Annotated in this window: 11 protein-coding genes and 3 tRNA genes; 6 read left to right on the top strand and 8 right to left on the bottom strand. The window is 41.0% G+C overall.

Going from position 1 to position 12,648, the window contains the following annotated elements; genetic code table 11:
• Positions 1 to 3: 3 nt before the first annotated feature.
• A complete protein-coding gene (gene argA / locus JI723_RS15920; RefSeq protein ID WP_337979552.1) occupies positions 4 to 1,347 on the bottom strand; it encodes an amino-acid N-acetyltransferase in 1,344 nt (447 codons plus the stop codon).
• Positions 1,348 to 1,592: 245 nt separating this feature from the next.
• Here argA and amiC point away from each other — a divergent pair, with 245 nt between their 5' ends.
• On the top strand, positions 1,593 to 2,840 hold the full coding sequence (gene amiC, locus JI723_RS15915; RefSeq protein ID WP_272580657.1) for an N-acetylmuramoyl-L-alanine amidase AmiC: 1,248 nt from the start codon (positions 1,593 to 1,595) through the stop codon (positions 2,838 to 2,840).
• 87 nt (positions 2,841 to 2,927) lie between these two features.
• On the opposite strand, the gene JI723_RS15910 is transcribed toward amiC, so the two are convergent.
• From JI723_RS15910 to JI723_RS15900, 3 genes are all read right to left on the bottom strand, one after another.
• Positions 2,928 to 3,004, bottom strand: a tRNA-Met gene (locus JI723_RS15910).
• 27 nt (positions 3,005 to 3,031) lie between these two features.
• Positions 3,032 to 3,108, bottom strand: a tRNA-Met gene (locus JI723_RS15905).
• 31 nt (positions 3,109 to 3,139) lie between these two features.
• Positions 3,140 to 3,216: transfer RNA gene (locus JI723_RS15900), tRNA-Met, on the bottom strand.
• Positions 3,217 to 3,439: 223 nt separating this feature from the next.
• Here JI723_RS15900 and mltA point away from each other — a divergent pair.
• Together mltA and tcdA are read left to right on the top strand one after the other, a co-directional pair.
• Entirely contained in the window at positions 3,440 to 4,534 is a 1,095-nt protein-coding gene (mltA, locus tag JI723_RS15895; RefSeq protein ID WP_070927308.1) for a murein transglycosylase A, read from the top strand.
• Between the two features lie 111 nt (positions 4,535 to 4,645).
• A complete protein-coding gene (gene tcdA / locus JI723_RS15890) occupies positions 4,646 to 5,464 on the top strand; it encodes a tRNA cyclic N6-threonylcarbamoyladenosine(37) synthase TcdA (RefSeq protein ID WP_272580656.1) in 819 nt (272 codons plus the stop codon).
• 33 nt (positions 5,465 to 5,497) lie between these two features.
• On the opposite strand, the gene csdE is transcribed toward tcdA, so the two are convergent.
• Positions 5,498 to 5,959, bottom strand: coding sequence for a cysteine desulfurase sulfur acceptor subunit CsdE (gene csdE, locus JI723_RS15885; protein WP_070927312.1), 462 nt, complete (start codon positions 5,957 to 5,959; stop codon positions 5,498 to 5,500).
• Positions 5,960 to 5,968: 9 nt separating this feature from the next.
• A complete protein-coding gene (gene csdA, locus JI723_RS15880) occupies positions 5,969 to 7,183 on the bottom strand; it encodes a cysteine desulfurase CsdA (RefSeq protein WP_272580655.1) in 1,215 nt (404 codons plus the stop codon).
• 710 nt (positions 7,184 to 7,893) lie between these two features.
• On the opposite strand from csdA, the gene JI723_RS15875 reads away from it, so the two are divergent.
• From JI723_RS15875 to rlmM, 3 genes are all read left to right on the top strand, one after another.
• Positions 7,894 to 8,835: a transcriptional regulator GcvA gene (locus JI723_RS15875; protein ID WP_140180458.1), complete on the top strand. Its 942-nt coding sequence runs from the start codon at positions 7,894 to 7,896 to the stop codon at positions 8,833 to 8,835.
• Positions 8,836 to 8,947: 112 nt separating this feature from the next.
• Complete coding sequence (locus tag JI723_RS15870; protein ID WP_070927317.1) at positions 8,948 to 9,343, top strand: DUF423 domain-containing protein; 396 nt, start codon at positions 8,948 to 8,950, stop codon at positions 9,341 to 9,343.
• Positions 9,336 to 10,433 (top strand): 23S rRNA (cytidine(2498)-2'-O)-methyltransferase RlmM, encoded by a 1,098-nt coding sequence (gene rlmM / locus JI723_RS15865; protein WP_070927319.1) that lies wholly within the window; start codon positions 9,336 to 9,338, stop codon positions 10,431 to 10,433. The genes JI723_RS15870 and rlmM overlap by 8 nt, the downstream gene beginning before the upstream one ends.
• A gap of 48 nt (positions 10,434 to 10,481) precedes the next feature.
• On the opposite strand, the gene xni is transcribed toward rlmM, so the two are convergent.
• On the bottom strand, positions 10,482 to 11,249 hold the full coding sequence (gene xni / locus JI723_RS15860) for a flap endonuclease Xni (RefSeq protein ID WP_272580654.1): 768 nt from the start codon (positions 11,247 to 11,249) through the stop codon (positions 10,482 to 10,484).
• Positions 11,250 to 11,280: 31 nt separating this feature from the next.
• The gene (gene ppnN, locus JI723_RS15855; RefSeq protein WP_140180462.1) at positions 11,281 to 12,648 is read right to left on the bottom strand and encodes a nucleotide 5'-monophosphate nucleosidase PpnN; all 1,368 of its coding nucleotides are present in this window, start codon (positions 12,646 to 12,648) and stop codon (positions 11,281 to 11,283) included.

Below are 12,648 nucleotides of genomic sequence, written 5' to 3'. Positions count from 1 at the left end.
GAGTTATTTATCTGCTTGCGTTTTTAAATCAAGCATCAAAATTTTAGAGCGTCGTTGGTAATTATAGAGAGCCTGTTTTTTTACAGGCAACATTTCAATTTCCGCAGGTACGAAGCCTCGCTCTTGGAACCAATGGATGCTACGTGTTGTAAGGACAAACAATTTATCTAGCCTTAATTGTTTTGCTTGTAATGCGACACGATGTAATAACTCTTCTCCTCGAGAGGAGCTGCGATAGTCAGGATGCACTGCAACACAGGCCATTTCACCTAATTTTTCATCGGGGTAGGGGTATAGCGCAGCACATGCGATAATTAAGCTATCGCGTTCAATGATGGTAAATTTATCAATTTCCATCTCAAGTTGTTCTCTCGATCGTCTAACTAGGATACCTTGTTGTTCAAGAGGGCGAATAAGCTCAAGGATCCCTCCGATATCATTAATATTGGCACGGCGGATTTGCTCTGCGCTTTCCATAACAATTTGCGTACCGATACCTTCACGGGAAAATAGTTCTTGGATCAATGCTCCATTTTCTTGATAGCTTAATAGGTGGCTACGACGCACTCCGCGGCGACAAGCCTTCGCAGCTCCGCGTAAGAAACGAACGGTTCCTGAGTAATAATCACCTTCAGATTCTAATTCTTGAATACGAATTTCTGCATCATTGGGGAACAGCTCAGATAAAATATTACCTTCTTTATCAGCAACACCTTGCGAAGAGCAAAAACCAATCAGCTTTTCCGCCTTCATTTTGACAGCGAGTTGAGTAGCAACTTCTTCGGAAGTGAGGTTGAAGCTTTCTCCTGTGACAGAAACAGCAACTGGGCCAATTAGCACGATAGAACCATTGTCGAGTTGCTTATTGATAGCATCTTCATCAATACGACGAATACGTCCGCTGTGACAATAATCAACACCATCATCAACACCAAGTGGTTGGGCAATAACAAAGTTTCCACTAACGACATTGATGTGGGCACCTTGTAATGGCGTATTGTTCAGGCTCATTGATAAACGTGCAGTAATATCAAGTAATAAAGCGCCTGAGGCTTGTTTAACATATTCAAGTGTATTCGAATCAGTAACCCGAGTATGTTTATGGTAAATAGCCTCATAATTATGTTCAGCTAAAATGCCTTCAATTTGTGGGCGAGCGCCATAAACAACAATAATACGGATCCCAAGGCTATGTAATAGCCCTATATCATTGACAATACTTGGAAAATTTTCGTGCGCAATTGCTTCGCCACCAAGCATAATAATAAACGTTTTGCCGCGGTGGGCATTGATATAAGGTACCGAATGGCGAAATTCATCAACCAATTCGGTGCTGCGCTCTTTCATAACCACCCTCTTAAGTGAATTTTTATTCGTTAATTATGTATTTTTATTCTTTTTAGCGATAAATATCAAGTAAAAGATAAGATAAGACTTGTAACATTTTTATTATTTGAGTTTACATATCTCTATATTTAAATGTGTATTCTTGATGACAGTATGCTAATGATTCGTTAGAGTTATCTTTCTGGCCTCTACTTGGCTTTTATTCTAAAATCACCTGATATTATGTTTTAGGTTCGGAATTATTGATGAGTCACCGAGATCACAGTTCATCGAAGCGCCGCTTTATCAAAGGGGCAGCGGCAGTTATGTTGCTCAGCGTTAGCCCATTCGGTTTTGCTGCGAGTAGTAACGTTATTGCCGTTCGTATTTGGCCGGCATCGTCTTATACACGAGTAACGTTAGAATCGACTGTCCCATTAAAATATCGTCAGTTGGTATTACACAATCCTGAGCGCATAGTTATTGATCTCGAAGGTGTGCAGCTGAATAATGTTCTGAAGCAAATGGGAACGCAAATTCAATCTCGAGATCCTCACTTAAAATTAGTTAGGGTCGGACAATTCGATCCAAAAACAGTACGTTTGGTTTTTGAAGTTAAAAATAAAGTTAGCCCACAGATTTTTACTATAGGCCCAGTTGCTGAATTTAAAAATCGTTTAGTGATGGATTTCTATCCGCAGGGTGTTAGTGCAAATGATGATCCATTATTGGCATTACTAGAAGATTACAATAAAGGTGATTTAGAAGAAAAAATGCCTGCTCAGGCCAAAAAACCAGGTCAAGCAGGTAGAGATCGCCCAATTATTATCATGATAGACCCAGGTCATGGCGGTGAAGATCCCGGGGCAATGGGTAAATATAAAACACGCGAAAAAGACGTGGTGCTGCAAATCGCACGGCGTTTAAAGGCGCTAATTGATAAAGATCCTGAAATGCGTGCTTATATGACACGTAATGAAGATGTGTTTATCCCATTAAAAGTTAGAGTTGCGAAGGCGCGGAAAATGCAAGCGGACTTGTTTGTCTCAATTCATGCTGATGCTTTCACTAATCGCTCTGCAAATGGTTCTTCTGTGTTCGCGTTATCAACTAAAGGGGCGACGAGTAACACAGCCCGCTACCTTGCTCAAACTCAAAACGAAGCTGACTTAATTGGTGGGGTGAGTAAAAGTGGAGACGCATACCTTGACCATACGATGCTTGATTTAGTGCAAACGGCGACCATCAATGATAGCTTGAAGTTTGGTGATGAAGTGTTAAAGCGTATGGGGAAAGTGAACCGCTTACATAAAAACAAAGTCGATCAAGCAGGCTTCGCGGTACTTAAAGCACCGGAGATCCCCTCTATTTTAGTTGAGACGGCGTTTATCAGTAACCTTGAGGAAGAGCGAAAACTAAAAACGGCTAAATTTCAGCAGCAAATGGCTGAATCAATCTTTCATGGAATTAAAGCTTATTTCCGCAATGGCGGTGAACTTGCCATAAGAAATTAATCAGATGATATTGCGTTTTTAAGAGGCGGCGAACAGAGATGTGAGTTGCCTTTTTTATTTGTGGATTCTATTGGAAATGACGAAAATTGGTTGCGGGGGCTGGATTTGAACCAACGACCTTCGGGTTATGAGCCCGACGAGCTACCAAGCTGCTCCACCCCGCGACAGAAGAGGGTATATTTCAGGGATATTGGTTGCGGGAGCCGGATTTGAACCGACGACCTTCGGGTTATGAGCCCGACGAGCTACCAGGCTGCTCCATCCCGCGCCTGAAATATATTTTGATACTAACTTATTATTGGTTGCGGGGGCTGGATTTGAACCAACGACCTTCGGGTTATGAGCCCGACGAGCTACCAAGCTGCTCCACCCCGCGTCCGATGCGGGCACTATACTCGGGATGAGATCTGATGCAAGTTTTTTCGTGTTTTTTTTCAAAATTTCGCATAAATAGAACAAAAATCACTCTCCATGCTCATTTATTAAACTCATGTATGAGTGAATGAATTAATTAACGTACTAAATAATTTTTGTCATTTCATTATTGATTTGGGTTTGCTATTGTGCGCTACATATTGGATTGGTGTGGGCATTATGATATGAAACTATGGCAAAAATGGTGTGTCGCAGGGGCATTTATTTCGTTGTTGGCGGGTTGTCAGTCTCATCCGACGGACAAAGGGCAGCAATATAAAGATGGACGTTTAAATCAAGATCTTAAACAAGTCAGCCAACTGAATGTTCAGGGGCGTCCTGTCAACTCGCAAGACTTCGAGCGCCAAATTACTGAAATCAAAAATGCATCACCAAGACTCTTTCAAAATAACAATGATACCTACCATGCAATTGAAAACTGGTTAGTTGCGGGTGGTGATCCTAAATTGTTGGCAAATTTCAATTTAACCGCTTTCCAGATGGAAGGGGTAGATAACTACGGTAACGTGCAATTTACGGGTTACTATACCCCAGTTATTGAAGCACGTCGTACTAAACAAGGCACTTTCCAACATCCACTTTATGCCATGCCGCCAAAAGGAAAGAAACGATTGCCTAGCCGTGCTGCCATCTATAATGGTGCTTTAAGCGATAATTTGATTTTGGCTTATAGCAACTCAGCTGTTGATAATTTTATGATGGAAGTACAAGGCAGTGGCTATGTTGATTTTGGTGATGGTAGCCCATTAAATTTCTTTGGTTACGCAGGCAAAAATGGTCATGGATATAAAAGCATCGGTAAGGTTCTTGTAGATCGTGGTGAAGTTCCTTTAGAAAAAATGTCTCTGCAAGCAATCCATGATTGGACAAATAGCCACAGTGAGCAAGAAGTTCGCCAGCTACTTGAAGAGAATGCTTCATTTGTTTTCTTTAAACCACAATCATTTGTACCAGTAAGAGGGGCAAGTGCAGTACCGCTGATTGCTAAAGCTTCTGTTGCTTCTGATAAAACATTGATACCACCTGGCACCGCATTATTGGCTGAAATCCCTGTTCTGGATAATACGGGTAAATTTACGGGGCGTTACGAAATGCGTATGATGGTTGCCCTTGATGTAGGTGGGGCTATCAAAGGCCATCATTTCGATATTTATCACGGGACAGGTCATGAAGCAGGTAAAATGGCCGGTTTTTATAATCATTATGGAAGAGTGTGGGTTTTGAAGAAAAGCCAACCACTTTTTGGAACTGTGCTCTAAATAATTCATGATGCAGCTAGGCGACAAGTGAATGAGTCGTCATACCTTAACGAAAAGTGCTGCGACTTGAAGTATGACGAGTATATGTAGTTATTAAGGTTGTTACTTATTATGCAAACTAAGCTTTCAGATGCTTGGATGCAGCGTTTTGCTGGAATCGGTCGTCTTTATGGGCAGCAGGCGCTGTCTCTTTTTGCTCGTTCTCACATTTGTGTGATTGGTATTGGTGGCGTAGGCGTTTGGGCTGCTGAAGCGTTGGCTCGTACTGGTATTGGTGCGATCACGTTGATCGATATGGATGATATTTGTATTACTAATACTAATCGTCAGCTGCATGCTCTCAAAACAACCGTTGGCCAGCCAAAAGTTGATGTTATGAAAGCCAGGATCCTTGAGATTAACCCTGAATGTACTGTTAATGTTGTGGATGATTTTATAACAGCTGATAACGTAGCAGAGTTGCTTGCTGTGGGATTTGATTATGTGATTGACGCCATTGATAGTGTTAGGCCGAAGGCTGCGCTTTTAGCTTATTGTCGACGTTATAAAATTCCTATTGTGACCACTGGTGGAGCAGGTGGCCAAATTGATCCAACCCAAATTCAAGTGGTTGATCTGGCAAAAACAGTTCAAGATCCTCTAGCGGCTAAGTTACGTGAGCGATTGAAGTCTGATTTTAATGTGGTGAAAAATAGCAAAGGGAAGTTAGGTATTGATTGTGTTTTTTCCACAGAGCAATTGGTTTATCCACAAAGTGATGGTTCTGTCTGTGCTGCTAAAAGCACGGCAGATGGCTCAAAACGGATGGATTGTGCGTCAGGCTTTGGTGCTGCAACTATGGTAACTGCCAGCTTTGGCTTTATTGCTGTATCACATGCACTTAAGAAGATGGTTGCTAAATACCAAAGAGAAAATGTGGCAAAAAATTAGAGGGGAAAACCCGTTGTTTTCCCTTCTAATAAACTATTCTGTTGGGGTCATTTCACTTGCAAAGTTCTGAATAGTGGTGATTAATGAGGCTATTCCATTTTGCCTTGACTCACTGAGCTGCCCTGTAAGACCAGTTTTATTCAAAATTTCTTTGAAATCAATAGCCAAAATTTCTTGGCTATTTTTTTGTTCAACAGCGGCGAGTAAAAGCGCAAATAAACCTTTTACAACGCGTCCTTCACTATCACCGTAGAAGTGAAAAGTTTGGTCGTCATTGAGCCTAGCACCAATCCATACTCGATTTTCGCATCCTTTAACTTCTTGGGTCTGCTGTTTTTGCTCTTCAGTCAAAACTGGAAGTTGGCGAGCGAGTTGGATGAGTAAACGATATTTATCTTCCCACGCTTTTTGTGTCGAAAACTGTTCTATCATTTCCTCGATTTTTAACTCCGTACCAAACGGGTGTGGAGCAAATGTCGGTGTTATTGAAGTCATTAGGCTTCCTTATTCATCTTCATCATTTAATATCGAGAGTGCAAATTTGACTGCATTAATAAATTTATCAATGTCTTGCTGATCATTATATGGCATAACCGAAATACGTAAACAACCACTAATTGCCATCGCATCCATTAACGGTTGTGCGCAGTGTTGACCATAGCGTAATGCAATTTTTTGTTCAGTCAACAATAGCCCTAAATCACTAAAGTGGATCCCTGCAAAATTGAAAGCAAGTAGAGGTGAGTTTGGCTGGCTGTAACAAATAAAACCGGGTAATTGCTTCAATTGCTGGTATGCATATTCAATTAAAGCGCAGCAGTATGTTTCAGATTGAGGCAAGTCAATTGTATCAAGCCATTCAAGAGCCGCAGAAAAAGCGATAACGCCCGCAATATTCGGTGTGCCTGCTTCAAAGCAGTATGGAACAGGAGCTGGAGTAAAATGTTCAAAATTAACCTCTGTGAGCATTTTCCCTCCTCCGTGCCATGGTGGCATTTTAGCGAGCAGCTCTGTTTTGCCATAGCACACACCTAATCCTGTTGGGCCATAGAGTTTGTGTGCAGAGAATGCATAGAAATCGATATCCATCTCACTGACATCAATAGGGCAGTGAACGACCCCTTGGGCACCATCAACGACAATTAGGGCGCCTACAGAATGGGCTAATAGCGTTATTTGTGCAATATCGGGTTGAAAGCCAGTTACATTTGACATTTGGGTAATCACAACGACTTTTGTTCGTGAGCTCAATCGAGGTTTAAGGCTCTCTATATCTAAAGTGTAATGTTTATTCACCGGCCATTTAATAATTTTAGCACCAGTTTGTTGAGCAAGAATAATCCAAGGTAATAAATTGGAGTGATGTTCTAATTCACTAACAATGATTTCATCATTAGGTGCTAAATTATTTCTAAAATAACTTTGGGTAATTAGGTTAATTGACTCAGTTGTTCCACGTGTCCAGATAATATTTTTATCGCTTTGCGCATTGATCAATTGTGCAGCCCGATTACGCCCTAGCTCATAATTTTTTGTTGTTGTTAATGCTTCAGGAGATTGACCACGATACACCGAGCTTCCTGAATAGCGATAATAATCATCAGAGGCTTGAGACATTAATGAAGGTTTTAGTGATGTGGCCGCGCTATCAAGGAAGATAGTTTGAGAATGAATAGCAGGAAACTGATCGCGAAATTGTTTTGCAGAAAAATAATGCATTTTATTTATTCTTTATCTGAGTGTGTTCTGTATCTGAAATTTGAGCGTTTTATTTGTAATCAATACTAATAATGATATTCTAGATCTACCATTGAAATATCTTGTTACATTTATTCGGTGTTAGGGTGATTAAGACTACACAGAAATGATTATGTGTTTTAGGTCATATTGCAATCACTTTTATTTATCACTCATCATACCTTAGTGTAGTGCTTTCTGTGGAGGAAGTGTGACTATTTTCATTTGTACTAGTCACTGAGTTGTACCTCGAATAGTTTAGAATATATTGAGTAGGCACTTAGATCTGTAACTGCATCAAATTCAAGATTTATCTTAAATATCTTACTAAGGATATTTTTTGTAAACTAATGAATGCTTGTCTTTTTTAGACTTTTTTGTGTTGTTAGAAAAAAAAGCACCGCATTTTAGCGGTGCATCACAAAAATCACTATGGACAGACAGGGTAAATGTACAGGAAGTGAAAAAAACAGTAGCTAACGCTACAAAGTCTGGTATATCCAGACAACTTGCAAACACAACATCACAACCACAAAGCCAAAAGTTCCAAAGTAACTAAACTCTGTAACTTTTCGTTCCGGCTTAGGAAGTGGGCATACTATAGGTATTTACTGGCGTATCCTCAATGGACAATTTATAATGCTTCGGATGAAAAAAACTAATGCATGTAACCATGTCGAGTAGAAGTGATTATGTCTAAAAGATTACCGCCACTTAATGCGTTAAGGGTATTTGATGCAGCCGCTCGTCATTTAAGTTTTACTAAAGCGGCAGAGGAATTATTCGTTACCCAAGCAGCTGTTAGCCATCAAATGAAAAGTTTGGAAGATTTTCTTGGCTTGAAACTATTTCGTCGTCGTAACCGTTCACTGCTATTAACGGAAGATGGGCAGAGTTACTACCTTGATATTAAAGAAATATTTTCCTCAATTAATGAGGCGACAAGAAAATTACAGGCGCGTAGCGCAAAAGGGGCGTTGACCGTTAGTTTATCCCCTAGTTTTGCTATTCAATGGCTTGTACCGCGTCTTTCAAGTTTTAATCAAGCCTACCCTGGTATTGATGTACGTATTCAAGCTGTTGATAGGGAAGAAGATAAATTAGCTGATGATGTTGATGTGGCTATTTTTTATGGGCGTGGCAATTGGTCGGGTCTTCGAACCGATAGGTTGTACGCCGAGTATTTAATGCCTGTTTGTTCTCCGGCATTACTAACTGGAGCACACCAGTTAAAGCAACCCGAAGATCTAGTGAATCATACTTTATTGCATGATTCTTCTCGTCGGGATTGGCAAGCTTACATTCGCCAATTAGAATTGCACAACGTTGTCAATGTACAACAAGGTCCAATTTTTAGTCATAGTGCTATGGTGATCCAAGCTGCGGTACACGGGCAAGGGGTGGCATTAACCAATAATGTAATGGCTAAAAATGAAATTGACGCAGGTCGTCTGGTTTGCCCATTTAGTGAGGTGCTTGTCAGTAAAAACGCGTTCTACCTTGTTTGTCAGGAAAACCAAGCGGATTTAGGAAAAATAGCCGCATTTCGTCAATGGATCCTGGCTCAGGCAGCGAGTGAACAAGAAAAATTGGGTTTTATTATGGGTGACCAGGATGTGGCGCTTATTCAGTAATCATACATGCCAATAATGCTTCAAATCATGATAAAAAGTAGTTATCTGTTAATAGATTCTGCAATCTATATGACTTGAAGTGTGACGCGTATAGTTAAAAGAAGGTGTTACTGTGAATAGTCGTTTGATGTTGATTTTTGCAGGGATTAGTGGCTTTTTTAGTGTCGCTTTTGGTGCGATTGGTTCCCATGCACTTTCATCAGTCATGAGTGCGCATCAGATGGAATGGATTGAAATTGGTTTACGTTATCAAATGTTACACACCGTTGCCTTAATGGTACTGGGAGCTATTTTATTGCGTAAAGTGATTTTGTGGTTCTACTGGTGTGGCGTTTTTTTTGCTGTAGGGATACTTCTTTTTAGTGGTAGCCTTTATTGTATGGCCTTGTTACAGGTAAAATACTTTTCCTATTTTACGCCAATAGGGGGAGTGTGTTTTCTTATTGGCTGGCTGTTGGTCGTTATCGGCGCTATGCGTCTAAGGAAACCGGCGTTACGCCATGAGTAATAAAATTGCATTATATTGTCGTCCAGGTTTTGAAAAAGAGTGTGCGGCAGAAATTACAGACAAAGCAGGGCAGAAAGAAGTTTATGGTTTTGCTCGCGTTAAAGAAAATAGCGGTTATGTTATTTTTGAATGTTATCAGGCTGAAGATGCCGATAAGCTTGCTCGTGAGTTACCTTTTCGTGAGCTAATTTTTGCACGTCAAATGATTGTGGTGGGTGAATTACTTAAGGATCTACCTCCAGAGGATCGCATTACACCAATAGTAAATGCACTTAAGGAGCAAGTCGAGCGTGCTGGTGATGTTCGGGTTGAAGTAGCAGATACTAATGAAAGCAAAGAGTTAATGAAATTTTGCCGTAAATTTACGGTGCCTCTACGTAATGCGTTAAGGCAGGAAAAAATCTTATTAGCGAAAGAAAACTTTAAACGTCCTGTTATCCATGTTTTCTTTATTGCATCAGGCTGCTGTTATACAGGTTATTCATATAGTACAAACAGCTCTCCATTTTATATGGGGATCCCTCGTCTGAAGTTTCCATCGGATGCACCAAGTCGTTCAACATTGAAACTTGAAGAGGCATTCCATGTGTTTATTCCTTATGATGAATGGGATGAGCGCTTAGGTAGCGGTATGAATGCCGTTGATTTAGGGGCATGCCCCGGAGGTTGGACTTACCAGTTAGTAAAACGCAGTATGATGGTACATGCGGTTGATAATGGTCCGATGGCTCAGAGTTTAATGGATACAGGGCAAGTTAAGCATCATCGAGTAGATGGTTTTAAATTCCAGCCTAGCACCAACAATATCACTTGGTTAGTGTGTGATATGGTTGAAAAGCCAGCTAAAGTTGCGGCACTTATGACGGAGTGGTTGCTACAGGGTTGGTGTCGTGAAGCCATTTTTAACTTAAAATTGCCAATGAAAAAACGCTATGAGGAAGTTGCTCACATCCTTGAAAAGATGCGTACTCAATTAACCGAACAGGGTATTAACGTGCGTATTCAAGCGAAGCAGCTCTATCACGATCGTGAAGAAATTACAGTACATGTTCAACGAATTTGGTCTGCATACGCACCAATTCGTGATTAGCGATTAGATAATCTTAATAACCTACCGAGCCATTTAAGGCTCGGTTTTTTATGGGGTATTCAATGTCCCCTGATAACGCAGTTGGTTTAAATTCCCTTGTAATTTAATATCCGTTTTTAGTGTCGCGATGTCGCGACAAATTTTGGCGATATCCAACTGCCCAGTGAGTTTTTTTCGCCATTTTTCATCAACTGTATCTAAATTGGCATACAAGTTTTCAATCGAATGATACTGCTGTAAAAGTTGAGTCGCGCTTTTGGCTCCGATCCCTGTTACCCCCGGAACTTTACTACTGCTGATCCCTGCAAGTCCCCAATAATCAGGCAATTGGTGAGGTTTTACGCCAAATTCTTTTTCAATAAAAGGGACATCTAGCCAGCGCTTTTGAAAATAATCACGGATGCGAATTGATGGTGATAACAGTTGGCAGTAGCCTTTATCCGTTGAAACAATAGTCACTGTTTGGCCTGCATCAGCGATTTTCTTTGCCAATGTTGCTGCTAGATCGTCAGCTTCATCACCACTTGATTGCCAGCAATGGATGCCTCTAGACTCAAATTGCTGTATCAGCTGAGGAAGCTCGGCTTGCAAATTTTCAGGCATGGGCTGCCTACCTGCTTTATAGTCAGGTAATTTTTCATGTCTCCAGCTATGGTGTCGACCTTCTTCATCAAAGACAGCAACAATATGTGTTGGTGAAGAGTGTGCGATTAGCTGTATAACGGCAGACATACAAGCATCGCCGCAAGGGCTACCTTGGACAGCATGTATGCGACGAATTAAGTTGAGTGCATCAATAATTAATAAGTGGATCATAAAATTTTTGCCATCCTTGGCCTGTTAGTGATTATTTTACTATTTCGTAGCAAGGCTCATAGGCGGTTCCACCCGGGAGCTTCATACGATGTTGGTTAACGAAGCCACGTAATAAGGTATCCATGCGTTGCATGATTTCTTTATCACCGTGGATCTTGAATGGTCCATGCTGCTCTATGGCTTTCATGCCAACTTCTTTCACGTTACCCGCCACAATACCGGAGAAAGCACGACGTAAGTCGGAAGCTAATTTCTCAGGGGATTGATTTGGATTTAAGTTAAGTGACGCCATGTTTTCATGGGTTGGTTCGAACGGATGCTGTAGCTCTGAATTGATCTTTATTGACCAGTTGAAGCTATAGGCATCACCTGTACTACGGCGATTGTCTTTGACCAGAGGCATATGCTTTTTCATGACACGAGCAACTTCTTGCGGGTCGTCGATAATGATTTGGTAATGTTTGCTAGCTTCATCACCCAGTGTATGGCGAATAAAATCATCCAATACCGCAAAATATTCAGCACTTTCTTTTGGACCGGTCAAAATCAGAGGCAATACTTGTTCACTATTTTCAGGATCCATCAAAATACCCAATAGATAGAGTAACTCTTCAGCTGTACCCACACCGCCCGGGAAGATAATAATACCATGAGCTAAGCGAACGAATGCTTCAAGGCGCTTTTCAATATCCGGCATGATGATCAGCTCATTAACCAGAGGGTTAGGTGGCTCAGCAGCAATAATAGAAGGCTCGGTCAGGCCAATAAAGCGGCTATTTTTATAGCGTTGCTGCGCATGACCTACTGCGGCACCTTTCATTGGTGCTTCCATTGCACCCGGTCCACATCCCGTACAAATGTTCAACTCACGTAAACCGAGCTCATTACCAACTTTACGTCCATAGAGGTACTCAACTTCATTGATTGAGTGCCCCCCCCAGCAAACGATCATGCTAGGATCTTCATCGAGGTGTAGCGTTCGTGCATTACGTAATATTGAGAAAATGATATTAGTAAGATGAGCGCTATTTTCTAAATCGAGATGCAGTTTTTGTTCTGCATAGATGATTTGGCCATGTACAAAGAGAATGTCACGCAATACAGCAAACAAGTTAGCTTGAATTGAACGAATAATTTTACCATCCACAAATGCTTCTTGCGGTGGATTAATTAGCTCAAGTTTAACACCTCGCTCACGGCGTAACACATTGATGTCAAAGTCAGTGTGTTTATCTAATAAATCTTTACTATTATCAGTTAAGCTGCCTGAATTTAACACTGCTAATGAGCAGTTCCTAAACAGCCGATAGAGATGGCTGCTGGCAGTGCGCTTTAACATATCAACTTCGAGTTGAGACAAGAGATCCATGGATCCTAATGGACTGATATGAGTAATCAA

The sequence above is a fragment of the Providencia manganoxydans genome, assembly GCF_016618195.1.
Lineage (GTDB): Bacteria > Pseudomonadota > Gammaproteobacteria > Enterobacterales > Enterobacteriaceae > Providencia > Providencia manganoxydans.
The sequence above is the reverse complement of the archived record's forward strand: the minus strand, read 5'-3'. Positions and strand labels throughout refer to the sequence as shown.

Bases quoted from the DNA above. Each gene is read 5' to 3' on its own strand.
- tcdA (WP_272580656.1), top strand. From the start codon at position 4,646: ATGCAAACTAAGCTTTCAGATGCTTGGATGCAGCGTTTTGCTGGAATC.
- csdA (WP_272580655.1), bottom strand. From the start codon at position 7,183: ATGCATTATTTTTCTGCAAAACAATTTCGCGATCAGTTTCCTGCTATT.
- argA (WP_337979552.1), bottom strand. From the start codon at position 1,347: ATGAAAGAGCGCAGCACCGAATTGGTTGATGAATTTCGCCATTCGGTA.
- csdE (WP_070927312.1), bottom strand. From the start codon at position 5,959: ATGACTTCAATAACACCGACATTTGCTCCACACCCGTTTGGTACGGAG.
- amiC (WP_272580657.1), top strand. From the start codon at position 1,593: ATGAGTCACCGAGATCACAGTTCATCGAAGCGCCGCTTTATCAAAGGG.
- rlmM (WP_070927319.1), top strand. From the start codon at position 9,336: ATGAGTAATAAAATTGCATTATATTGTCGTCCAGGTTTTGAAAAAGAG.
- JI723_RS15875 (WP_140180458.1), top strand. From the start codon at position 7,894: ATGTCTAAAAGATTACCGCCACTTAATGCGTTAAGGGTATTTGATGCA.
- xni (WP_272580654.1), bottom strand. From the start codon at position 11,249: ATGATCCACTTATTAATTATTGATGCACTCAACTTAATTCGTCGCATA.
- mltA (WP_070927308.1), top strand. From the start codon at position 3,440: ATGAAACTATGGCAAAAATGGTGTGTCGCAGGGGCATTTATTTCGTTG.